The sequence below is a fragment of the Pedobacter sp. genome (assembly GCF_046462515.1).
Taxonomy (GTDB): domain Bacteria; phylum Bacteroidota; class Bacteroidia; order Sphingobacteriales; family Sphingobacteriaceae; genus Pedobacter.
The window spans coordinates 13,390-38,766 of record NZ_JBKGVD010000002.1 but is presented as its reverse complement, the minus strand read 5'-3'; the positions used below and the strand labels follow the sequence as shown (position 1 = coordinate 38,766).

General features: G+C 40.4%; 22 protein-coding genes. 21 read left to right on the top strand and 1 reads right to left on the bottom strand.

Annotated features, from left to right (window positions below; genetic code table 11):
• Window positions 1-63: 63 nt before the first annotated feature.
• From mobC to ACLHG9_RS00820, 19 genes are all read left to right on the top strand, one after another.
• A complete protein-coding gene (gene mobC, locus ACLHG9_RS00910) occupies window positions 64-2,067 on the top strand; it encodes a conjugal transfer protein MobC (RefSeq protein WP_211321416.1) in 2,004 nt (667 codons plus the stop codon).
• Window positions 2,068-2,185: 118 nt separating this feature from the next.
• Window positions 2,186-2,785, top strand: coding sequence for a TetR/AcrR family transcriptional regulator (locus ACLHG9_RS00905; protein WP_054280994.1), 600 nt, complete (start codon window positions 2,186-2,188; stop codon window positions 2,783-2,785).
• Complete coding sequence (locus ACLHG9_RS00900; RefSeq protein WP_054280993.1) at window positions 2,782-3,237, top strand: hypothetical protein; 456 nt, start codon at window positions 2,782-2,784, stop codon at window positions 3,235-3,237. Before ACLHG9_RS00905 ends, ACLHG9_RS00900 begins: the two co-directional genes overlap by 4 nt.
• 9 nt (window positions 3,238-3,246) lie before the next feature.
• On the top strand, window positions 3,247-3,582 hold the full coding sequence (locus ACLHG9_RS00895; RefSeq protein WP_054280992.1) for a cupin domain-containing protein: 336 nt from the start codon (window positions 3,247-3,249) through the stop codon (window positions 3,580-3,582).
• Window positions 3,583-3,605: 23 nt separating this feature from the next.
• Window positions 3,606-3,998, top strand: coding sequence for a VOC family protein (locus ACLHG9_RS00890; RefSeq protein WP_078781138.1), 393 nt, complete (start codon window positions 3,606-3,608; stop codon window positions 3,996-3,998).
• Between the two features lie 30 nt (window positions 3,999-4,028).
• A complete protein-coding gene (locus tag ACLHG9_RS00885) occupies window positions 4,029-5,354 on the top strand; it encodes a TolC family protein (RefSeq protein WP_072188814.1) in 1,326 nt (441 codons plus the stop codon).
• Window positions 5,355-5,378: 24 nt separating this feature from the next.
• Window positions 5,379-6,434, top strand: coding sequence for an efflux RND transporter periplasmic adaptor subunit (locus tag ACLHG9_RS00880; protein ID WP_054280989.1), 1,056 nt, complete (start codon window positions 5,379-5,381; stop codon window positions 6,432-6,434).
• A gap of 11 nt (window positions 6,435-6,445) precedes the next feature.
• The gene (locus ACLHG9_RS00875) at window positions 6,446-9,544 is read left to right on the top strand and encodes an efflux RND transporter permease subunit (RefSeq protein WP_054280988.1); all 3,099 of its coding nucleotides are present in this window, start codon (window positions 6,446-6,448) and stop codon (window positions 9,542-9,544) included.
• Between the two features lie 3 nt (window positions 9,545-9,547).
• Window positions 9,548-9,997, top strand: coding sequence for a DUF2141 domain-containing protein (locus ACLHG9_RS00870; RefSeq protein ID WP_054280987.1), 450 nt, complete (start codon window positions 9,548-9,550; stop codon window positions 9,995-9,997).
• Window positions 9,998-10,230: 233 nt separating this feature from the next.
• Window positions 10,231-11,058: an RteC domain-containing protein gene (locus ACLHG9_RS00865; RefSeq protein ID WP_054280986.1), complete on the top strand. Its 828-nt coding sequence runs from the start codon at window positions 10,231-10,233 to the stop codon at window positions 11,056-11,058.
• 246 nt (window positions 11,059-11,304) lie between these two features.
• Window positions 11,305-11,679, top strand: a complete 375-nt coding sequence (locus ACLHG9_RS00860; protein WP_054280984.1) for a hypothetical protein — start codon at window positions 11,305-11,307, stop codon at window positions 11,677-11,679.
• Window positions 11,680-11,921: 242 nt separating this feature from the next.
• Window positions 11,922-16,292, top strand: a complete 4,371-nt coding sequence (locus tag ACLHG9_RS00855; protein ID WP_410219705.1) for a CusA/CzcA family heavy metal efflux RND transporter — start codon at window positions 11,922-11,924, stop codon at window positions 16,290-16,292.
• 2 nt (window positions 16,293-16,294) lie between these two features.
• Window positions 16,295-17,461, top strand: coding sequence for an efflux RND transporter periplasmic adaptor subunit (locus ACLHG9_RS00850; RefSeq protein ID WP_054280982.1), 1,167 nt, complete (start codon window positions 16,295-16,297; stop codon window positions 17,459-17,461).
• A gap of 42 nt (window positions 17,462-17,503) precedes the next feature.
• Complete coding sequence (locus ACLHG9_RS00845; RefSeq protein WP_054280981.1) at window positions 17,504-17,947, top strand: thioredoxin family protein; 444 nt, start codon at window positions 17,504-17,506, stop codon at window positions 17,945-17,947.
• Between the two features lies 1 nt (window position 17,948).
• Entirely contained in the window at window positions 17,949-18,875 is a 927-nt protein-coding gene (locus ACLHG9_RS00840; protein ID WP_054280980.1) for an FAD:protein FMN transferase, read from the top strand.
• A complete protein-coding gene (locus ACLHG9_RS00835) occupies window positions 18,872-19,102 on the top strand; it encodes a DUF4266 domain-containing protein (protein ID WP_054280979.1) in 231 nt (76 codons plus the stop codon). The genes ACLHG9_RS00840 and ACLHG9_RS00835 overlap by 4 nt, the downstream gene beginning before the upstream one ends.
• Window positions 19,103-19,120: 18 nt before the next feature.
• Window positions 19,121-20,326, top strand: coding sequence for a DUF3570 domain-containing protein (locus ACLHG9_RS00830; protein WP_054280978.1), 1,206 nt, complete (start codon window positions 19,121-19,123; stop codon window positions 20,324-20,326).
• A 17-nt stretch (window positions 20,327-20,343) separates the two neighbouring features.
• Window positions 20,344-20,805 (top strand): heme-binding domain-containing protein, encoded by a 462-nt coding sequence (locus tag ACLHG9_RS00825; RefSeq protein ID WP_054280977.1) that lies wholly within the window; start codon window positions 20,344-20,346, stop codon window positions 20,803-20,805.
• Window positions 20,806-20,828: 23 nt separating this feature from the next.
• Window positions 20,829-21,548: a VIT family protein gene (locus ACLHG9_RS00820; RefSeq protein ID WP_054280976.1), complete on the top strand. Its 720-nt coding sequence runs from the start codon at window positions 20,829-20,831 to the stop codon at window positions 21,546-21,548.
• A 50-nt stretch (window positions 21,549-21,598) separates the two neighbouring features.
• Here ACLHG9_RS00820 and ACLHG9_RS00815 read toward each other — a convergent pair whose 3' ends face one another.
• Entirely contained in the window at window positions 21,599-21,802 is a 204-nt protein-coding gene (locus ACLHG9_RS00815; RefSeq protein ID WP_054280975.1) for a hypothetical protein, read from the bottom strand.
• Window positions 21,803-21,895: 93 nt separating this feature from the next.
• Between ACLHG9_RS00815 and ACLHG9_RS00810 the strand changes: the two genes are divergently transcribed.
• Both ACLHG9_RS00810 and ACLHG9_RS00805 read left to right on the top strand, forming a co-directional pair.
• Window positions 21,896-24,394: a cation-translocating P-type ATPase gene (locus ACLHG9_RS00810; RefSeq protein ID WP_054280974.1), complete on the top strand. Its 2,499-nt coding sequence runs from the start codon at window positions 21,896-21,898 to the stop codon at window positions 24,392-24,394.
• 117 nt (window positions 24,395-24,511) lie between these two features.
• Window positions 24,512-25,339 carry an RteC domain-containing protein gene (locus ACLHG9_RS00805; RefSeq protein WP_054280973.1) on the top strand — a complete coding sequence of 276 codons (828 nt, stop codon included), beginning with the start codon at window positions 24,512-24,514 and terminating at the stop codon, window positions 25,337-25,339.
• Window positions 25,340-25,377: the final 38 nt, after the last annotated feature.

The following is a 25,377-nucleotide window of genomic DNA, read 5'->3' as shown; positions in this document are numbered from 1 at the left end:
TGACACCGCTTTCTCTACACCGCTATTCATAGCGGTTACACTTGCATCAAAACAAATTTTTGAATTATGCAAGGAGAAGACGATTTAAGAGGGTTAGCCAAAATAATGGCTTTTATGAGAGCGGTAAGCATCCTCATTGTATTGATGCACTTTTATTGGTTTTGCTATGGGTTCTTTGCCGAACGTGGCTGGACTTTAGAAGTTATAGGCAAGATACTCACCAATTTTAACCGTACCGCAGGGCTTTTCTCACACACGCTTTACACCAAATTTTTTGCATTGGTGTTACTGGCGTTAAGCTGTTTGGGTACAAAGGGCGTGAAAAACGAAAAGATAACATGGACTAAAATCCGTGTTGCCTTAGCCACTGGCTTAGTGCTGTTCTTCCTGAATTTCCCATTGCTGAAATTATCGGCAGGGTTAGCTACTTCGCTTTACATTCTTACAACGGGCGCAGGATATATTGCCCTGCTGATGGCTGGTGTATGGATGAGCCGCTTACTACGCAATAACCTGATGGACGATGTTTTCAACAACGAGAACGAAAGTTTCCAGCAGGAAACCAAACTGATGCAAAATGAATATTCCGTTAACCTGCCTACGAAGTTTTACTACAAAGGCAAATGGAATGACGGTTGGGTTAATGTGGTCAATCCTTTTAGAGCCTCTATTGTGTTGGGTACTCCGGGTTCGGGGAAATCCTATGCTATTGTAAACAACTACATCAAACAACACATCGAGAAAGGGTTCAGTATGTATATCTACGATTTCAAGTTTGATGACCTTTCCACGATTGCCTACAACCACCTGCTAAAGCATACCAACAAGTACAAAATAGCCCCCAAGTTTTATGTTATCAATTTTGATGACCCACGCCGGAGCCACAGGTGCAACCCGCTTAATCCCGACTTTATGACGGACATATCGGATGCTTACGAAGCTGCCTATACCATCATGCTTAACCTTAACAAGTCGTGGATTTTGAAGCAAGGGGATTTCTTCGTTGAAAGCCCGATTATATTGCTTGCAGCAATTATTTGGTTCCTGAAAATTTACGATAACGGCAAGCATTGCACGTTCCCGCACGCCATCGAATTGCTCAACAAAAAATACGCAGACGTATTTACCATACTTACGTCATACCCCGAACTCGAAAATTATTTATCGCCGTTCATGGATGCCTGGTTAGGGGGCGCACAAGACCAGTTACAGGGGCAGATTGCATCGGCAAAAATTCCTTTGTCCCGAATGATTAGCCCGCAGTTGTATTGGGTAATGACGGGGGACGATTTTTCACTGGACATCAACAATCCGAAAGAGCCTAAAATACTGTGCGTTGGCAACAACCCCGACAGGCAAAATATTTACTCCGCAGCTTTGGGTTTATACAATTCAAGGATTGTAAAACTGATTAACAAAAAAGGACAGCTTAAAAGTTCAATTATCATAGATGAGTTGCCAACCATTTATTTCAGGGGATTGGATAACCTGATTGCAACTGCACGTAGTAATAAGGTAGCAGTATGTTTGGGCTTTCAGGATTTTTCACAACTGACAAGGGATTACGGCGATAAAGAAAGTAAGGTAATACAGAATACCATAGGTAATATTTTCTCCGGTCAGGTGGTGGGCGAAACAGCAAAGAGCCTTTCGGAACGCTTTGGAAAAGTGTTGCAGAAAAGGCAGAGCATGACCATCAACCGAAATGATAAGTCCACTTCCATTTCTACCCAAATGGATAGCCTGATACCAGCATCCAAAATTTCAACACTTACGCAGGGCATGTTTGTTGGTGCGGTTTCCGACAATTTCGATGAACGCATCGAGCAGAAAATATTTCATTCTGAAATTGTAGTAGATAATGATAAAGTTGCCGCCGAAACCAAAGCCTACAAGAAGATACCGCAGATATTATCCTTTACCGATGAAAGTGGAGCGGATAATATGAAGCAAGAAATTGAAGCCAACTACAAGCAAGTCAAGCAGGATGTTATGACCATTGTTGAAAGTGAAATGGAACGCATCAAAAACGACCCTGACTTACAACATTTGGTGCAAAAGGAATAAAGAATGATAGTATTGGTTGACAATATCCTTTTCTTGAAGAAATATCGCTAAATAAAAAAATATCACTACCTTTGTTAGCGAATGCTAACTAACATAATTTTGTTAGCGAACGGGTAACATGGAAAAATTCACAAACAGACAAATAGAAATAATGGAAGCCGCAACGGTTCGGATTGATGCTTACGGTATTCAAAACCTGACTATCAAAACGCTGGCTGCCGATATTGGTTTATCCGAACCGGCTTTATACCGTCATTTTAAAAGCAAGAATGATATTTTACTTGGTTTGCTCAACTATTTCATAACAGGAATGAAAAACCGCATAAGTAACATTCCTGTAAATCCTAACGCAACGGCAGGAGATGAATTGAGGGATATTTTTAAATCGCAACTACAAACCTTTACAGATAAACCTGCGATTGTCAGTGTCATTTTTGCGGAAAGTATTTTTCATTATGATGAGGGATTGAGTTATAAAGTTTCCGAAATAATGGAATTAATGCACCAATATGTCAATGCAAACATTGAAAAAGGACAGAAGGTAGGGCAATACGGCAAGCTAATCAATGCCTCCACGCTTACCACTATTATACTTGGTGGAATGAGAATGACGGTTTTGAAATGGAAACTTTCGAGGCATAAGTCTAACCTGATAAAAGACGGTACAGCAGTTTTAGAGGGAATTTTAAAAATGATTGAAAAAAAAATTGAGATATGAAAAAACTACTTGTATTTGGATTGAGCGTTATGCTTTTGTGGAGTTGTAATAATGTTACTGAAAAATCAACGGCACATCAGGAAACAGAAAACCACGCAGAACATCAACACGATGAGGGTTCCAAAGCTATTGAACTCAACAATGGCGAAAAGTGGCTGGTGAACGAAGAAATGAAACCTTTTGTAGTGAAAGGCGAAGAATTGGTAAATACTTATATTCAGGACGGAAAGACTGATTATAAAGCATTGGCTCAACAACTAAAAGAGCAAAACGACCAGCTCGTAAAAAGTTGTACAATGGGCGGCAAAGGTCACGATGAACTGCACAAATGGCTACATCCACATCTTGAAATAATTAAGGCGTTGCAAAATGAAACAGATGCAACCAAAGCAAGTGAAATTGTTTTGCGCCTGCAACATTCGTATCAGCAATATCATCAGTATTTTAATTAAACAACGACTATGGCAACATTTGAAAAAGAAAGCATTTTCAATCTCGAAAATGCAATTGAATACACAAACGGCGGTGTTATCAGCAAACAGGTAACTAAAAGCAAAGGTGGAACCTTGACTTTATTCTCGTTTGACAAAGAACAGGGACTATCGGAGCATAAAACACCTTATGATGCCATTGTGCAGATTTTGGATGGCGAAGCAGAAATAACGATTGCCGGAAAACTTCATCATCTGAAAAAAGGTGATTGTATCATTATGCCGGCAAACATTCCACACGAATTGAAAGCCATTGAACGCTTTAAAATGTTGCTGACAATGATAAAGGAAGAACAATTCATATAACCATATTTAATATCAAACTAAGAATGAAACATATTATAACAACTGAATTTATACTTTATGTAATTGACCAACAGAAAAGTACAGATTTTTACACAAAGCTTTTTCGTATAAACCCTGACTTGAATGTACCTGGAATGACTGAATTTAAACTTTCCGAAAACTGTAAATTGGGACTTATGCCTAATAAAGGAATTGCCAAAATACTTTCGGACAAAACACCACATCCTGACCAAGGAAACGGAATTCCGAGATGTGAGCTATATTTTTATGTTGATAATATTGAACTTGAATTTCATAACGCAATGAAAATAGGAGCTAAACTTATTAGTCCGATAGAAGACAGAGATTGGGGCGACAGCGTTTGCTATTTTACCGATTTAGACGGGCATATTATCGCTTTTGCTCAAAGAATATAAATAAAAAGAAACAAAAAAATTTGCTCAATTATGTTAGTGAACGCTCGCAAACTATTTATTATTCCGTTGATATTTATCGGGTGGAATACTGTTCAGGCACAGGAAGTCTGGACACTGAAACAATGTACTGATACGGCACAGGTCTATAACAAAACCCTGCAAATCAACCGAAACCACATCAGCATCAGCGAACAAAGGGAAAAAGAAGCAAAAGCCAATCTTATTCCGAAAGTTACAGCCAATGCCGATTACAAATATTTTATGGAATTGCCTACACAGCTCATGCCGATGAATGCACTCAATCCGCAAGCACCCGAAGGGCAATTCAGAGATTTGCAATTTGGTGTTCCTCACAACATCAATGCAAATGTGCAGTTGGCAATGCCGTTGTATAATCCGCAGGTTTATGGAGTGATTGAGAATACAAAAATTGCCAACAAACTGACACTGCTTCAATTTCAAAAATCGGAAGAGCAGGTTTTATACGACATCACTATGCTGTATTACAACGCTCAAATATTGAAACATCAATTGGATTTTTTGGAAAGCAATATGCTCAACACCCAAAAGCTATTAAAGAATATGGAACTTTTGAAAAAACAGTTATTGGCAAAGGGAACAGATGTGAGTAAAGTGAAATTGCAAACCGAACAGTTAAATACCCAAAGGGAAAACGTCCACAACAAATACATTTCAATTCTAAATGCACTAAAACTGAATATCGGTATCCCATTGGAGCGAAATATTACCGTTGTTTCTGAAATCGAACAGCGAGCCTTAACTAAAAATAATGTAGAAAACATATTGGATTTGAAAATTATTCAGACACAAAACAAACTATTGAACAGCGAATTGAGTACGTTGAACAAATCACGATTTCTACCCTCGCTTAATTTGATTGCCTCCTACGGAACAACAGGTTTTGGCTACGACAAAACCCCAAATGACTTTCTGAAATTTTATCCCATAGGCTTTGCAGGTTTGCAACTGACTTACCCGCTTTTCAACGGAACAGTTACACAGCGAAAAATAAATCAAAAAAAACTGGAAATCAGCAATAACGAATTGCAGGCTCAACTGATTGGCGATAAAAACAAAATGGAAACTGAAAATGCTTTAAGGCAAAGAACGATTGCACAGCAAACAGTCATCAATACCGAAAATCAAATCACTTTGGCTCAATCTATTTATGAGCAAACCATTTTACAACAAAAGCAAGGTACGGCAACACTTACCGATGTTTTATTGGCTGATAATACACTTCGTGAAGCACAGCAAAATTACCTGTCGGCAGTTATAGATTATCTGAAAGCGGATTTGGAGCTAAAAAAGCTGGCAGGAACAATTAAGAATTAAAATAACGGATAAAAAATCAGGAATATGAATTGGAAAAAAATAATCGGGATAATTGCTTTGATTGCGGTAATAGCACTTGTGTTTTTTAAGTTGAAAAACAATAAAGAAACCACCGAAAGCAAGGTGTATCAATATGACAAAGAAAAACCTATTACTGTAAATGCTGACACCATTCGTTTGCAGACTATTGATGATGCAAATACTTATGCAGGTACTTTTGAGCCGAATAAGGAAACAAAAATCAGTGCGGATATACAAGGAAAAATCAATGCTGTTTTGGTAGATGTTGGAAGTAGTGTAAGCAAAGGACAAACACTTATTCAGTTGGATAACTCGTTGTTGAAGCTACAACTGCAAGCAGTTGAAGTACAGATTGAGGGTTTGGAAGACGATGTAAAACGATACACCATTTTAACAGAAGCCGATGCCGTTCAAGGTGTGCAGTTGGAAAAGGCAAAATTGGGATTGAAAGCTGCAAAAGTTCAGAAAGCGACTTTATTGGAGCAAATCAGTAAAACCACTATAAAAGCACCTTTCAACGGTGTGGTAACTGCCAAGCTCAATGAGGAGGGTGGTTTTGCAGCACCGGGTATTCCGTTGCTACAAATTACGGATATAAGCACTTTACGCTTTACGGTCAATGTTCCCGAAAATGATTTGGTGCAGTTTCAAAACAATCAGACTTATAAAATTAGTGCTGATGTTTATCCCGACATTTCCCTTTCGGGCAAAGTAACAATGACAGGAAGTAAAGCCAATATGGGCAATAGTTTTCCTATACAGTTTCAGGTTGCCAACACCAACAACTTAACCATAAAATCGGGAATGTTCGGTAAGGTAAATCTTTCTGACACCAAGCAAGAACAAGGTATTCTTATTCCGACATCTGCCATTACAGAAGAAAATGGAAAAGCGAAAGTATATATCATAAAAAACGGAAAAGCCGTATTGCAACCGATAACCATATCAAGAAATATCGGCAATAAAACGATTGTATCAGGCGGATTGGCAACAGGCGATATTGTTGTAACGAATGGCTTTATCAACCTGTTTGACGGAGCGAATATTACGATTAAATAAAATCAGCGAAAATGAATATTACAGAAATATCAATCAAACGTCCCTCGCTGATTATCGTACTTTTCAGCGTATTTGCCCTGTTGGGAATTATCGGCTACAAGAATTTGAGCTATGAACTGATGCCCGATTTTAATCAGCCTGTTGTGGTTATCAAAACCGTTTATCCCGGTGCAGAACCCAACGAAGTGGAAACTTCCGTTTCCCGAAAAATTGAAGATGCACTTTCTAATCTGGAGGGCGTAGATTATTTGCTTACCAAATCATTACCCAATGCTTCAATCATCATAGCCAATCTGAAATACGGAACGGATTTGGACAAAACAATGCAGGACGCTCAACGCTACATTGACAATATCCGAAAGGACTTGCCTAACGATATTCAAAACCCTGTAATGAGCAAAGTATCGCCTAATGATTTGCCGATAATGTCGGTAAGTGCAACAAGCAATTTAGAGCCGACTGACTTTTACCAAAAAATGAAAGACGATTACCTGCCACAAATCCAACAACTAAAAGGAGTAGCAGAGATTGCCATTTTAGGCGGAGAAGAACGGGAAATTCAAATCAAGGTGGATAAAGAAAAATTGAAGCTCTATAAAATTTCTTTGTACCAGGTAGTGGAAGCCGTCAATCGTTCAGGTATTGATTTACCTGCGGGAAAATTACAAACCGATACAGAAAATAATTCAGTTAGGTTAGTTGGCAAATTCAATACTATCAATGATATTCAGAATGTTCAGGTCGCAATGCCTTTTCCAAACAGTCCTGTTTATGTGAAAGATATTGCGGAAGTAACAGACGGCATTAAAGAAATTACTTCGTATAGCCGTTACAACAGTAAAAACGGTATTGGCTTAATGATAAAGAAACAAGGCGATGCCAATGCCGTTGATGTTTCAAAACTGATTAGGGAAAAATTTCAGTCCATTGAAAAACAAAATGCCAATGCAGATGTAAAATTTGTAGTTACGGACGATAGCACCGATAACACCATTGCAGCCGTTAACTCGGTGGTGTTTGACTTGATTTTAGCCGTGATTTTAGTGTCGTTGGTAATGTTGCTGTTTCTGCGAAGTTTCAGAAACTCACTGATTGTTTTAGTTGCCATTCCGACTTCCTTAATTACCGCTTTTGCCGTGATGTGGCTTTGGGGCTATACGCTCAATCTGATGACTTTGCTGGCGATGTCTTTAATCATCGGCATTTTGGTGGACGATGCTACCGTAGTTTTAGAAAATATCCAACGCCATTTGGATATGGGTAAAGAAAAAAGAACGGCAGCTATGGACGGAAGAATGGAAATCGGTTTTTCGGCATTGTCTATTACATTGGTTGATGTGGTGGTGTTCTTGCCGATTTTGTTCTTACAGGTTTTTGTTGCCGATATGCTCAAACAGTTTTCGGTAGTAGTTATCACTTCTACGCTTACAAGTTTATTGGTCGGGTTTACTTTAACGCCTTGGCTGGCTTCACGCATCGGGAAAAAAGAAGATTTGCAACCGACTAATTTCTTTAATCGTTTTTTGCTTTGGTTTGAACATCAGTTAGACCAATTCATCAATTGGTATGGCAGAACATTGAATTGGGTTTTACATCACAAACTCATTTTTACAGGATTTGTTTTGTTGCTGTTCGTAGGAACGGTAGCAATGATGAAGCAGGGAATTATTGGAAAGGAACTCATTTCCACAGGCGACCAAGGGAAATTCCGTTTGGCATTAGAGTTTGATAAAAGTACTTCCATTCAGCAAAACAATTTGGTTTCAGAAAAAATAGAAAACTATATTCTGAAGCAACCCGAAGTTTCAACTGTTTTCAGCAATGTAGGCGGACCAAGCACAGGTATCGGAAGTTTGGGAGTTGGTTCTGCCAATAAAACTGAATTTACTATTCAGCTAAAATCCAGGAAAGAAACAAATAATCTCTCTACCGAAACCTTTATGCGGAAATTGCGAACTGATTTGCAAAAAGAATATTCAGGCATCAATTTTTCAATGATAGCATTAGGCTTAATTCCACGTTCTGCACCGATAGAAATTACATTAAGCGGAAGCGACTTAGACCAGGTAATGCAGACAGGTAATGACTTAAAAACAGTTATTGAAAAAATACCCGGAGCAGATAATGTGCGGCTTTCGGTAGAAGCAGGAAGCCCTGAATTAAAAGTCATTCCTGACAAAGACAAAATGCAGCGTTTAGGATTGAACACGGCTTATGTGGGAATGAATTTGCGTACCGCTTTTACAGGAAATGACGATGCCACTTTAACGGAAAACGGAACAGAATATCCTGTACGGATTTGGTTGGATAAATTCAGCCGTAAAAATTATGATGATGTAAACCAACTCAACATTATAAATCCAATGGGCATTCCGATTGAAGTTTCACAGTTTGCAACTATTGAAAGAGATAATTCGCCTTCGCTTTTAGAACGAAAAGACCGGCAACCTGCCGTTACATTAACTTCCGATGCACTCGGCAGACCTTCGGGAACAGTAGCAGACGATGTAGTGGCATATCTCAAAAACAATCCTTTACCCAACGGCATACAAATGACTTGGGGAAGCGATATTAAACGGCAAAACGACAGTTTCGGGGCTTTGGGTTCGGTATTGCTGATTTCATTCTTACTGATTTATTTGATTATGGTAGCCTTATACGACAGTTACATTTATCCTTTTGTTGCCCTGTTTGCCATACCCGTTGCAGCAATCGGAGCATTTTTAGCCTTGAATTTATCGTTAAGCAATTTGAGCTTATTTGCTTTGCTCGGCTTGATTATGCTAATGGGATTGGTAACAAAAAATTCCATCTTGATTGTGGACTTTACCAACCATTTGAAGGCAGAAGGAAAACATTATCAGGAAGCATTGATTACCGCAGGAAAAGAACGTATGCGACCCATTTTGATGACGACTTTATCAATGGCAATAGGAATGTTGCCCATAGCATTAGCCAGCGGAACAGCAGCCGAATGGAAAAACGGTTTGGCGTGGGTAATCATTGGCGGTTTGCTTTCTTCATTAGCATTGACGGTTTATTTAGTGCCAATGGTGTACTACGGAGTAGATAGAATGAAAGAAAAATTGGGTTCAAATAAAAAACAATAATAAATGAAAGCAACAATTTTTATTATACTGACAGTTGGGTTATGTTTTTTTCTCTGTTCATTTTCGGAAAATCAGGCAGAAACCTACACCTTGACCGTTAAGGTAGAAAATTTACGAAATTCAAAGGGTGTTGTTCAATTCGCCCTCTATAACAAAGATAATTCAATCCCCGATGAAGATTACAAAAAATATTACCGATTAGAGAAAGCGAAAATTGTAAATGGCAAATCTGAAATTACTTTTAAAAGCCTGCCCCAAGGGAGATATGCCGTAAATATTTTACACGATGAAAACAATAACGGAAAGATTGATAAAGGTTTGCTTTTACCCAAAGAGGGAATTGGATTTTCCAATTATCAGTCAATAGGTTTACGAAACAGGCCTAATTTTTCCAAAGCAAGTTTTGAATTGAACGCAGACAAGACAATTGACGTAACAGTAATTTATATGTAAACAAATGAAAGATGTTTTATGGGGTGGACATATAAACACATAGAGAAAGTAAACTTAATTCTTTGGGGATTGAGGTTGTAGAACCCCTTTGAGATAAAACGTCAAAAGAGCAATAAATGACTTTTTTAAACCAAAAATTCAAGCAAAAATAATTGTTACACAACCGGATAAATTAAGCAAGTATTTAAGAGTTATTCTGGGGTAATCAATTAATTACAAAAGTGATAATTTGAATGACAGAATATTTTAAGAAAATATCAGATGAATTAGATGAAGAAATAAAAGAATTGGCATACGAGCAGGGAAATGTCTTAGCTTCCTATGAGAAAGCAATTGAACTCATTTTAAGCAAGACTACTGAACTGAAAGAATATGTATTGAAAACTGGATTTGAAAACGAGCAGGAAGAAATACATTTTTTCAAATATCAGAAACCAGCCATTATCGCTCAACTCATTTATTACAATGCCATCTATAAAATTGAGGCAAGAAAACCCTATGGAACGAAATCTATAAGAAAATACCTCAACAAAGAACTCAAAAAATTAAAGAGGTTCTTTGATAATAACCTCGATTTCTATAAGTACTATCGTAGCAATAATTCCTTTCTTGATGAAAATTTTTTTGTGCGGGGTAAGCACGATATTAAGTTATGGCTGGACACTTATTACTTTCAATCTGACCAAACCTTTTCCACTTCACATGACTATAAGGTTGCCAAGATAATCGCCAACGACTTGATACAGGTGTATATCGAAGACCAACTGTACAGCAAAACCCAAGACAGTAAATCAGTAGCCACGCAAAAGCTGAATTGGACGGGAAGTAAAACCGCCATGATAGAGCTAATTTATGCACTGAATTGTCAAGGCGTTTTCGATAACGGCAATAGCGATATAAGACTGATAGCGCAATATTTTGAGAATACGTTTAATATCGAATTAGGCAATTTCTATCAAACGTTTTTGGAATTGCGAACCCGAAAAATAAACCGGACAAAATTTCTTGATGAACTCCGGGACGGGCTTTTAAAGAAAATGGATGAACAGGACGAAAAGTAGGACCAGTCACCAAAAGTAATATCTCCCAAATCATTCCTATTTTGGAATGATTTTTTCATTAATTCAATTCATATTGTTTAACAAAAATAGCAAATTTTGGGTTTTCCACCAGTGTTTATAGTTCCAATTTTTTCTGTTATGGCATATAAAATGGCTACATATATTGAATTTATTTTGAACAATTTAAAATAGCATATACCAGTAAATAGCATTATATTTTTAAGTACCTTTGCTTCAATGAGGAAGATGATAGCCATATTTTTTTTATCAGTCTATCTGACTGCTTTTACACCTTTCAAAGAGGTGTGGAAGTTGCCTGTGCTGATAGAGCATTTTATGGAGCATCGTGCGCAAGATCCTTCTATTTCTGTTTTGGCCTTCCTGGATATGCACTATATGCACGGCAGTCCACATGATGCCGATTATGACCGGGATATGCAATTGCCTTTTAAAATGGTTGCACACACCTCTTTAGTCACCTTTGTTATTCCATCTGTATCTACACATTTTCAAATAGTCCCTCCTTTTTACAATAAGAAAGAAAAACCGCTTTTATACAATTCAACAGCGTATTCTTTCAACTACCAAAATTCTATCTGGCAGCCTCCGAGAGCCTGTTAATGTTTTTTTTCTCACAGAACGTTCCTGTTTTGATTTAACAGCACTACAACAATAGTCTGGACGCTATTCTTATGTTGAATAAGATAGCCATTCTGTTTGCAATACTATCTCAAAGTAGTATTGTGAACTGTAACTGATGTTTTGTCTCTTTTAGATTGTCTATACTTTCTGCAAGGGGCTAAATAATCTTGCTACATACTATTGTTCCGATGTGCGGCTAATCATTGCGCAGGTATTCTTCTGTGAGCCAAATTATCGTTAACAAATTCCAGAAGAAATTTATGCTAAATAGAATTATTGAGTTTTCCGTAAGGAACAAACTCATTGTAGGGCTATTGGTAATCGCCCTGATAGTCATAGGTGCTTATCAAACCACCAGATTACCTATTGATGCTGTGCCGGATATTACCAATAACCAGGTGCAGGTCATCACCATTGCTCCTTCTTTCGGAGCCACTGATATTGAAAGACTGGTAACCTTTCCCATCGAACAGGCAAACAGCAATATTTCCGGCTTAAAGGAGATCCGCAGCTTTTCCCGGTTCGGGCTTTCGCTGGTAACCATTGTTTTTGAAGATGGTATTGATATTTATTGGGCAAGGCAGCAGGTGGCGGAACGTCTGCAACAGGTGCAAAGCCAAATCCCCCCAGGCATCGGTACACCGGCATTAGGCCCCATATCAACGGGATTGGGAGAAATATATCAATATGTGGTACGTCCGAAAAAAGGTTTTGAAAAAAAATACGACATCACCGAACTGCGTACCATTCAGGACTGGATTGTGCGCCGCCAGTTATTGGGCGTAAAAGGCGTAGCCGAAGTCAGCAGTTTTGGCGGCAAGCTGAAGCAATATGAAATAGCCGTAAACGCCGACAAATTACACGCCCACGGCATCAGCATCAAAGATGTGTTTGCTTCACTGGAAGCCAACAACCAGAATACGGGAGGCGCTTACATCGAAAAAGGCCCCACCGTCCTGTATATCCGTAGTGAAGGGCTGATAGGCACTATTGAAGATATTCAGAACATAGCCATTACAAACAGACCCGATCAGCCACCACTTTTTATTCGTGACGTTGCTGCTGTAAAAATGGGCTATGCCACCCGTTACGGCGCTGTGTGCTATAATGACGAGGGCGAAGTGGCCGGTGCCGTGGTGATGATGCTGAAAGGCGAAAACAGCAGCCAGGTCATTAAAAACGTAAAAGAACGCATCGCCCAAATTCAAAAGACACTGCCCCAGGGTGTGGTGATCGAACCGTTCCTTGACCGCACAAAGATGGTCAACAATGCTATCGGAACCGTTGAGCATAACCTGATGGAGGGTGCGCTCATTGTTGTGTTTGTGCTGGTGATATTTCTTGGAAATATCCGTGCGGGTTTATTGGTTGCATCGGTTATTCCGTTGGCTATGCTATTTGCCATCTGTATGATGAACCTGTTTGGCGTAAGCGGTAATCTGATGAGCCTCGGTGCGCTGGATTTCGGCCTGATCATCGATGGCGCGGTAATCATCGTGGAAGCGGTAATGCACCAGATAGCACATAATAAACATTTCCGACAGATAGGTGGCATTTCCAAAGAAGAAATGAACGGAACCGTTACCACTGCCGCCGGTAAAATGATGAACAGCGCCGTGTTCGGGCAGATCATCATCCTTATTGTTTATCTGCCTATTCTTTCCTTACAGGGCATAGAGGGCAAGATGTTCAAGCCGATGGCGCAAACCGTGGCCTTTGCCTTATTGGGTGCATTTTTACTATCACTTACCTATATTCCAATGATGAGCTCGCTGGTACTGAAAAGAAAAAGCAGTACAAAAGTGAACTATTCCGACCGGATGATGGCGGCCATTGAAGCATTTTATCAAAAGATGTTACTCCGGGCATTGCGGCTGCCCAAACTTATCCTTTCATTGGTTGCAGTACTTTTCATTGTTTCAGTTTTTATTCTTTCCCGTTTGGGTGGCGAGTTTATTCCCTCCCTGGAAGAGGGTGATTTTGCCGTAGATACCCGTGTGCTTACCGGCAGCAATTTGAACACAACAATCGAGCATACGCAGAAAGCCGCACACCTTTTAAAGACAAAGTTCCCGGAAGTAATAAAAGTGGTTACCAAGATTGGCAGCGGTGAAGTACCTACCGACCCTATGCCAATGGAAGCCAGTGATATGATGGTGATCCTGAAAGACAAAAAGGAATGGACTTCCGCAAAGACATTTCCCGAACTGGCAGAAAAAATGAGTAAGGCGCTACAGGATGTTCCGGGCATCACCGCAGGTTTTCAGTACCCGGTGCAGATGCGTTTTAATGAACTAATGACCGGTGCCAGGCAGGATGTGGTATTAAAGATTTATGGGGAGAACCTGGATACACTGGCTGCTACAGCAGCACAGTTGGGAAAAGTGGTGAATACCGTACAAGGAGCGGAAAACCTTTATGTGGAACCGGTTACAGGAATGCCGCAGGTAATTATTCAATACAACCGGCCGCTTATTGCACAGTATCATTTGTCCATTGCCGACATCAACAATATAGTAAACACGGCATTTGCCGGGCAAAGCAGCGGGCTGGTTTTTGAAGGTGAAAAACGTTTTGATCTGGTGGTTCGACTGGATGCCAATGACCGCAAGCGACTGGAAGATGTAAAACGTTTGCTGATACCTACCGCCCAGGGCAACCAAATACCACTTTCGCAACTGGCCGATGTACAGATCAAGGAAGGGCCTAACCAGATACAGCGTGAAAATGCCCAGCGCCGTATCATAGTCGGTTTCAATGTCAAAGGCCGGGATGTGCAGAGTATCGTGAAAGAACTTCAGCAAAAAGTAGCGCAACAAGTAAAATTGCCCGTAGGGTATCACATTACTTATGGAGGTTCTTTTGAAAATCTGAACCAGGCCAAAGAGCGGCTGATGATTGCTGTTCCGGTGGCATTGGTGCTGATTTTCATCCTGCTTTTCTTTGCTTTCAGGTCTGTTAAAGAGAGCCTGCTTATCTATACAGCCATTCCTCTGTCCATTATCGGTGGTGTATTGCTACTGGCTGCCCGTGGTATGCCGTTCAGCATTAGTGCCGGTGTTGGGTTTATTGCCCTGTTTGGTGTGGCAGTACTGAACGGGATTGTACTTATTTCGGAGTTCAAACGCATTAAAAACGCAGGTTTGACCAACATTTCCCGCATCGTGGTTTATGGCACTAAAATCAGGTTACGTCCCATCCTGATGACCGCAAGCGTTGCATCACTGGGCTTTTTGCCGATGGCTTTGAGCAACGGAGCAGGAGCCGAAGTGCAGCGTCCGCTGGCAACAGTTGTAATCGGCGGATTACTGATTGCTACGCTGCTTACTTTGTTTGTGCTTCCGCTATTGTATATCCTGTTTGAAAAAGGCATCAAAATCAAAAACAAAGCGGTCGTTATACTGTTCATCGGCTTGCTATCTGCCGGAACAGTAAGCGCACAGACACCGGTTAGCTTAGATGAGGCGATCCATATTGCCATAAAGAACAACCTCCAGGTAAAAAATGAAAAACTGGTTTCGGAATATAGTAAAGCCCTGGTAAAATCGGGTGCCAATATCCCTCAAATGGCGGTTACGGCTGATTTCGGTCAGATCAACAGTGCGTATAATGACACCCGGTTTGGCGTGTCGCAGAGTTTTGCATTTCCTTCTGTTTACCAAAAACAAAACAGGGTTCTTGAAGAAGAATACAAGCAGAGCCTGCTGAATATTTCACTGAAAGAATATGAGTTGAAAAAAGCCGTAACCCAAACATTTTTCACCCTCCTTTATTGGGAAAAGAAAGAAGCATTACTGCTTGGGGCAGATAGTTTGTACAGTGGATTTTATGAAAAGGCAAAACTGCGCTTGCAAAATGGCGAAAGCAATATATTGGAAAAAACAATTGCAGAAAGCCAGAAAGCAGCTATCGCCATACAGTTGCAGCAGGTAAGGCAGGAGCTGAATACAATGGGCATCCGTTTGAGGTTCCTGTTGAACACAGATACCCCTATGCAACCGGCAGATGACAGTAAAATACCTGTTTTATCTTCTAATTCCGGCAACGATCATCCTTTATTGCAAATATTAAAACAACAGCAAGCTATTGCGATAGCACAGACCAAAGCTGAACGGGCAAAACTATTGCCTGATCTGATGCTGGGTTATAACAACAACAGTTTTAAAGGCACAGGTCCCGACAATAATTCCTATGGCACGGCTAACCGGTTCCATTCCGTACAGATTGGCATTGGCATTCCTGTTTTTGCGCAGGCGCAAAAAGCCAGGGTGAAAGCATCCCGTATAGCTGAAAATATTGCAGAAGGTCGGCTTGCAGCCGAAACGGCCGCATTGAAGAGTAAATACGAGGAACTGCTTTCCGCCTATGATAACAATATAGCTATTGTCAGGTATTTTGAAACCACCGGGCTGAAAAATGCAGCTACCATCGTTGCTACAGCGCAGAAGCAGTTCCTGGGTGGCGAAATCAATTACCTGGACTGGGTAATGCTGATGAACCAGGCTATTGCAATACGGAGCAATTATGCCGATGCGGTCAATACGCTTTGCCAGTCCATTATATCCATCAATTATCTCAATCTAAATCCATAATTATGCTTTTATCAGCAATCCATATAAAAAAATCAGCCCCATTAAAATGTGTCTTACTGTTGGCTGTCCTGGCATTTTCCCAATGCAAAAACAAATCTGCGGATGCCGAGAAGCCAGCCGTCAAAGGAGAAAACAATGTGGTCATATTAACCGATGCACAACTGAAAAACGCACCGGTAACCACTACACAGCTTTCCGACAGGAATATTGCCACCCAATTAAAGCTCAATGGCAAGATAGACGTGCCACCCCAAAGTTTGGTTTCGGTAAGTGTGCCGCTGGGAGGTTATCTGAAAAATACCAAACTATTACCGGGAATGCAGGTAAAAAAGGGCGAAGTAATCGCTGAACTGGAAGACCCGCAATACATCCGGTTGCAGCAGGATTACCTTCAGGCGAAATCAAAACTGCATTTTGCACAACTGGATTACAACCGCCAAAAAAATCTGAATGAAAACCAGGCGGCGAGCGATAAAGTAATGCAACAGGCACAGGCAGAAATGGCTGGTCAGCAGATACAGCTCAATGCACTGGCGCAGCAACTACGACTCATTAATATTAATCCTGATAAACTTTCAACAGCCACGATAGCTAAGGGTATCCGCATTTACAGCACCATCAATGGTTTTGTAAGCAAGGTGAATGTGAACATTGGTAAATACGTCAACCCTTCAGAAGTATTGTTTGAACTCATTAATCCCGATGATATTCATTTGAATTTGAGGGTATATGAGAAAGATATCAGCCATTTGAAAATCGGTCAGCAGGTAATTGCCTATACCAATAACGACCCCGGTAAAAAAATACCTGCTGAAATTATTTTGATCAGTAAGGACATCGGAATGGACGGAACCGCTGATGTGCACTGTCATTTTCACCAGTATGATAATGGACTATTACCCGGAATGTACATGAATGCGGTCATAGAACTTCAATCCACTTTTTCACAGGCATTGCCCGAAGAAAGCATTGTTGATTTTGAAGGGAAAAGCTATGTGTTTGCGGTAAGCGGTAAGCAAAAATACACCATGCTGCCGGTTACACCTGGCACACAGGAAAACGGTTTCGTTCAGATACTGAACAGCGGTGAGCTGGCAGGAAAAAACATTGTGGTACAGAACGCTTATACGCTATTGATGAAACTCAAAAATGCAGCAGAAGATGAATAGCTGCTATTGATAAATTAAATCACAATCTTAAAAATTAATAAAATGAAAAATGTAAGTGTAGCCATCCTACTGGCGTTATTTTCAAACATAGCCTTTTCGCAATCACGTTTCGATCAGGCTAAAAAAGAAGCTGCTGAAAAAAAGGAGCTGATCGTACTCAATTTTTCCGGGTCGGACTGGTGCGTTCCCTGCATTAAGCTCCATAAGAATATTATAGAAACCGAAGCATTTCAAAAACTGATTTCGGATAACGCTGTGATATATCTCAATGCCGATTTCCCGAGAAGCAAAAAGAAACAGCCGACACAGGCCGTTAAAAAAGAAAATGCAGAACTGGCAGACCAGTACAATCCGAACGGGATATTCCCTTATACGCTTTTGTTGGATGCAGAGGGTAAAATCTTAAAGACCTGGGAAGGATTGCCGGCCCAAAGTGCGGACGCTTTTACAGGTGAAATACGGAATTTCTACAACAAAAAACATTAAGATGCTACAGGAATTTCGCAAACCCCAAAGGCTGATGGGCAATGCTTTTGAAATTACCGTTGTGGATACCGATGAGCGGCAGGCACTGGAGCATATTGATGCCGCCATAGCCGAAATCCAACGGATTGAGCAATTACTCACCACTTATAAGGAAGACAGTCAAACCAACCTCGTTAACCGCAATGCGGGGGTGCAGCCTGTAAAAGTGGATGCGGAAATGTTTAACCTGATTGAACGGAGTATCCGCATCAGCCAGATTACAGATGGTTATTTTGATATTTCTTACGGTGGCATAGATAAAAGGCTCTGGAACTTCGACAAGGAAATGAAGGAGCTTCCTGATCCCGGATCTGTTAAAGAACACCTGAAACTGGTCAATTACAGGAACATCCTTTTAGACCCCGAAAAACAAACCGTTTTCCTGAAAGAGAAAGGTATGCGTATCGGTTTCGGGGGAATTGGAAAAGGCTATGCTGCCGAGATGGGCAAACGATTATTGCAGCAACGTGGTGTCCAATCCGGTGTTGTCAATGCTTCGGGTGACCTTACGGTTTGGGGAAGCCAGGCAGACGGTAAACCCTGGACGATTGGCATTGCCAATCCCGATAATGCAAGATTGCCATTTTCGTACCTGAATATAACGGATACGGCGGTAGCCACTTCAGGTAATTACGAAAAATATGTCATGATCGGAGGCAAACGGTATTCCCACACCATTAATCCCAAAACAGGAATACCCGTTTCCGGGGTCAAAAGTGTGACCATTATCTGCCCGAATGCAGAAATAGCTGATGCAATGGCTACGCCTGTAAGCATCATGGGCATCGATGCAGCGCTAAACCTTATTAACCAGATCCAACAGGTTGAATGTATCATCATTGACGATGCCAACCGCATTTATTCATCCAAAAAAATCAATTTAAAATGAAACAATTATCAAGTAAAATATTTTTAAAAGCTGCTGCTTTTATGGCAGTTTGCGCTTTGGTTTCCTGTACAACAGTAAAAGAATACCAAAAGAATAAGCTGAATGATGCCGAAATGGTACTCGGCAATCGCACCATCGAAAAAACCGAACTCAATTTTCAATCCTACCGTGAAGGCTCATCCGGTGCCAATGCAGGCAAATCTGGTGGAGGCTGTGGCTGTAATTAACCTAAAAAGAGAAAAACAATGAAAAGAATATTTTTAACAGCAGCAGCTCTTATGGCGTTATTGCATTCCCATGCGCAGACTACGCCTGTTGATACCAGCCATATATCCCGAAAATTAAAAGTTGATGAAATTAACCTGGTATCCAGCTATTATCATCAGAATGGCAATAACTCGGCAGTGACGGGTGGTATCGGTTCTGAAAGGTTGACGGATATTTCCAATGTCATAGACGTTACACTCGTTAAATATGACAGAAAGAACAGGAAAAATAAATTCAGGCTGGATGTAGGTGTAGATCATTATACCTCTGCTTCTTCCGATAGGATCGACCTGAAAGCCAATTCTTCCGCATCTCACGCCGATACAAGGTTTTATCCTTCGATTGGCTGGACGAGAGAAAATGAAAGTAAAGGCAGCACACTGATGGGTGGAGTTTCCTATTCCGGGGAATTTGACTACCAGTCTTTAGGTGCCAATATTGGCTTTGCACAGAAAACAGCCAATAAAATGGGTGAATTTACAGCCAAGTTCCAGGCTTATTTGGATCAGGTGACACTTATAGCGCCGATTGAATTAAGACCAAACTATAGTCCGGGAACTGGTGGAAGGGAACATGAACAATATGGTACCAGCGGGCGGAACACGTTTGCACTTTCACTTGCCTATTCGCAGATTATCAATCCAAACTTTCAGGTGGAACTGCTTACGGACGTTGTGCAGCAGAGTGGCTATCTAAGTCTGCCTTTTCACAGGGTATATTTTTCGGATGGTACCGTACATCAGGAAACCCTGCCCGATAAGCGTTTTAAAATCCCACTGGGGCTACGTGCCAATTATTTTCTGGGAGATCAATTTATCATCCGTACCTATTACCGCTATTACACGGACAGTTGGGGTATAAAATCACATACGATCAGTTTGGAAACTCCGATCAAATTATCACCTTTTGTTTCAGTCAGTCCGTTCTATCGTTTTTATACGCAAACAGGGGCAAAATATTTTGCGCCTTATCAGGCACATGGGGTATCGGATGAGTTTTATACCAGCAATTACGACCTGTCCAAATTCAATAGCAATTTCTTTGGTGCAGGCATACGTTACAACCTGCCCAATGGGCTTTTGGGCATACAACAGATCAATATGCTGGAATTACGATATGGTCATTATACCAAGTCGGTAGGAATGGCATCGGATATTATTTCGTTAAACATCAGGTTCAAATAAAAAATAATTAAAATAAAATGAAAAAATCAATCTTAAAAAAGATAGTAGCAGCCATAGTGCTGCTGCTTATCATCATTCAGTTCTTTGGAACAGAAAAAAATAGCAGTATTGTAGCCTCTGAAAATGCAATTACCAGGCATTATAGCGTACCTCCGAAAGTACAGGGATTGCTAAAAACAAGCTGTTACGACTGTCATTCCAATAACACCACTTATCCCTGGTACAACAATGTGCAGCCGGTAAAATGGTGGCTGGCCAGTCATGTTACTGAAGGTAAAAAGCATTTGAATTTTGATGAGTTTAATACCTATCCTGCAAAGAAGAAGCTACACAAACTGGAGGAAGTGGTAGAAACGATTAACAGAGATGAAATGCCGTTAAACTCTTACACGCTTATTCACGGCAATGCAAAACTTTCTGATGCAGACAAAAAAGAGATAGAGGCGTGGGTGAATACAGTAAAAAAAGAAATTCAATAAATCATTTAATAAAAGGAAAACAAATGGCAAATAGTAAACAAACAGGAACACTGGATAATTATCTTGACAATCACTATATGCACAAAAGCAACTGGCTGCGTGCGGCGGTATTGGGTGCCAATGACGGCATATTGTCTGTTGCCAGTATCGCTATTGGCGTAGCAACAGCCAGCAGTACAAGAGAGCCAATTATTTTAGCGGTTTTGGCAGGTCTTGTTGCCGGGGCATTGTCAATGGCTGCCGGAGAATATGTATCGGTAAGTTCGCAGACCGATCTGGAGAAAGCGGATATAAAAAGAGAGCAGCAGGAACTGGATGAAATGCCCGAAGTCGAATTGCAACGGCTAACAGAAATATACCAGAAACGGGGACTGAAAAAGGAAACCGCTCAACTTGTTGCCAAAGAATTGACGGAACACAATGCACTTGAAGCACACCTTAGGGATGAGCTTGGCATCAATGAAATCACACAGGCTAACCCCATTCAGGCGGCATTGGCATCGGGCGCAGCGTTTACGGCAGGCGGTATTTTACCCTTAGCAATAACACTGTTTTCTCCTGTAAAGAATATGGAATATGTTCTTTACATCTTTTCCATTGTATTTCTGGGTATTCTCGGTGCATTTGCTGCACGCACCGGTGGTTCAGCAATAGCAAAAGCAGTTGTTCGGATTACGCTTTGGGGAACTATTGCAATGGTATTGACCGCTCTGGTGGGGTATCTTTTTGGAGTAAAAGTATAATAGAGTTACAAGCCTTGGAAAAGAAGCGTTTTTCAGGGCTTAATCTTTCGTTAGTTCTTGCTTTTCATTTTTTTTAGCCACAAAACCACTGTCCATACGGCAGTGACGCCAAACAGAATAAAAAGCGGTACATAATAGTTTGCAAAGACACTGTGAAAATAACTGCCTGCAATGATATAAATACTGGCAATGCAAAGTTTAAATGGGATAAATTCTTTGTTTGCCCAGGTGGTTTTTTTATTGAAGAAGCTCATGTTTTATCAATTTATATATAACAAAATTATTGAAAGCAAAACACAGGAACAAAGAAAGCATATGTATTTTTAAAGATTAATATCTAATTGTTTATGTCATATAATATACCCGACCATCTGAAAGGTCTTAACGATAGCGAAGTAGCCGCTTCTAGAAGGCAATACGGCTACAACAAAATAGACGGTGTTCATACAAGCACGGTGCTGGAATTGCTGATGAATATACTCAAAGAACCAATGCTCATACTGCTCTTTGCCATTTCAGCCATTTACCTCATCGTAGGCAATTATGGTGAAGCCCTTTTTATGTTGCTGGCAATCGTTGTGGTTTCCGCCATTTCATTATACCAGGATACCCGTAGCAAAAAAGCACTGGAGGCATTGGAAAAACTGAACGAGCCATTGAGTAAAGTTATCCGCAATGCACAGGTTATTGAAATTCCGACCCACGAAATTGCGGTAGGCGATCTCTGCATTACCGAAGAAGGAAAAACGATTAACGCCGATGGCGAGATTATGCACAGCAACGACTTTTCCGTTAATGAAGCCTCTCTGACCGGCGAAAGTCTTTCTGTATTCAAAAGCAGGGAAAGCGAAGACAACAAGGTTTATAGTGGCACATTAGCAGTATCGGGACTGGCTGTATTTAAAGTGGAACAAATAGGCGCAGCAACCCGCCTTGGTAAAATCGGCGTTTCCCTTTCGGGAATAAAAGAAGAAGCCTCGCCTTTGCAACTTCAAATACGCAGCTTTGTAAAAGCTATGGCTATTGTGGGTATAGCTATTTTCGGGATGGTATGTGCCGTTAGCTATTATCATACTCAAGATCTGATTAACAGCCTGCTCAATGGGCTTACGCTGGCAATGTCTGTACTGCCGGAAGAAATTCCCGTAGCATTTACCACTTTTATGGCATTGGGTGCCTGGAAGCTGATGCGTGACGGTATCATTGTCAAACGCAGCAGCATTGTGGAAACATTAGGCAGCACAACGGTGATCTGTACTGATAAAACCGGAACCATTACTGAAAACACGATGCACCTAAAGCATCTTTACGACTACCGGTCGGATAAAATTTTAGATGAGAAAGATTTCAGCGATGTGGCACTTTCTACGCTGATTGACTATGCCATGTGGAGCAGTGAGCCTGCCCCTTTTGACCCGATGGAAAAGACTTTGCACAAAGTATATGAGCAAACACAATCCAACGACCAACGGAAAGCATTTAAAATGATACATGAGTATCCACTGGAAGGGAAACCTCCAATGATGACACATCTTTTTGAAAATGCTGAACAACAACGGATCATCGCTGCTAAAGGTGCGCCGGAAGCCATTCTTAATGTATCCACACTTTCGGAAAATGAAAAAAATAAAATACGGGAGCTTATCAAAAATTTCGGACAACAGGGCTTCCGGGTTTTAGGGGTTGCCAGCACCTCTTTTGAAGGGAATGACTTTCCTTTAAAGCAACAGGATTTCAGGTTTGATTTCCTGGGGCTGGTCGTTTTCTATGATCCGCCAAAGCAAAATATTCAGGAAGTCTTCCGCCATATTTATGACGCTGGCATTAAAGTAAAAGTAATTACGGGTGATAATACTGATACCACCAGAAGCATTGCAGCACAGGCGGGAATTTTAAACACAACCGATGCAGTAGAGGGAAAAGATATTATGGAATATTCGGATGCTAAGCTTATGGAAGCAGCCGAAGATAAAGTATTGTTTACCCGGATGTTCCCTGATGCCAAGCTGGCTGTGGTAAACGCACTAAAAAAGCAAGGTGAAGTAGTGGCCATGCTGGGCGATGGCGTAAATGACGGCCCGGCACTGAAAGCTGCTCATATTGGTGTGGCAATGGGCAGCAAAGGAACTGAAATAGCTAAAGCTGCTGCAGCATTGGTGATTACCAATGACGATTTAGACAAGCTGATTACCGGTATCGCATCCGGTCGAAGAATTTATGCGAACATTAAAAAAGCTATTCAGTATATTATTTCCATTCATATACCGATTATTCTTACGGTTTCTCTGCCTTTGTTTCTGGGCTGGGTATTCCCACAGATATTCACTCCTGTCCACGTGATCTTTTTAGAATTGATAATGGGGCCTACCTGCTCCATTGTATATGAAAACGAACCGATGGAGCGTAACACCATGTTGAAAAAGCCACGAAAAATGACGGATACATTTCTGAACTGGAAAGAGTTGGCTGTTAGCATTGCTCAGGGGTTGATCATAACAGGTGGTGTATTGTTCGCTTATCAATATACCGTGCAAAACGGCGGTAATGAAGAGAAAACAAGAGCGATGGTTTTTACGACCTTGATTTTTGCCAATATTTTATTGAGCCTGGCCAATCGCTCATTCCATTACAGCCTGTTTGAAAGTTTTAAGAACAGGAATAGGCTGTTTGTGGTAGTCAACAGCTTAACCTTTATTCTGCTGTTCGCTATATTATATATTGCACCTTTTGCCAATTTCTTTCACTTAACAGGATTAAATGCAGGCGAATTAGGTACGGCTATTGGCATTGCATCGGTATCTGTATTATGGTTTGAAGTGTATAAATGGGTGAAGCGAGTGAAATAAAGAAACATAGAAATTTTAATTAATACGCCTCGTAAAATGCTAACAGAATAGAGCATCGGCAAAACAATTTGGGTTCTTCTATTAGCAACCAATATCTGGGGCATTTAAAATAATAAAATGGAAAAATTCTATAATGAAACGCTATATAAATTGGAATTTTCAATCAATGAGTTAGAGATTGAAACCGATTGTTCTATACAACAGGTAGAAACTGTGATACACCTTATTCTTAAATGCCTGTCCGAAGTAAAAGAGTATATATTGAAAAGAGGATTTAAGAATACAGATGAGGAAATCCGTTTTTTCAAATATCAGAAACCGACCATTGTTTCAAAACTTATTTACTACAATACCATTTACAAGATTGAAGCAAGAAAACCCTATGGAGCAAAGCCAATAAAAAAATATCTTACCAAAGAACTGAAAAAGCTAAAAAGATTTTTTGATAACAATCTCGATTTCTATAAATACTATCGTAGCAATAATTCTTTTCTTGATGAAAGTTTTTTTGTACGTGGCAGGCACGATATAAAACTATGGTTGGATACTTACTATTTTCAGTCTGACCAGTCCTTTTCCACTTCACACGATTATAAGGTTGCCAAGATAATTGCTAACGACATGATACAGGTTTATGTCGAAAAACAACTATACAGCAAAACCCAGGACAATAAATCGGTAGCCACTGAAAAGTTAAATTGGACGGGAAGCAAAACGGCTATGATAGAATTAATTTACGCACTGAATTGTCAGGGTGTGTTTGATAATGGCAATACCGATATAAGATTAATAGCACAATATTTTGAAAATACGTTCAATATTGACTTAGGGAATTTTTATCAAACGTTTTTGGAGTTACGAACCCGAAAAATAAACCGTACAAAATTCCTTGATGAACTCCGGGACGGTCTTCTAAAGAAGATGGACGAACAGGACGAGAAATAATTGTGTCCATGTTCAGTACTTAGAATATAAATTTCAAA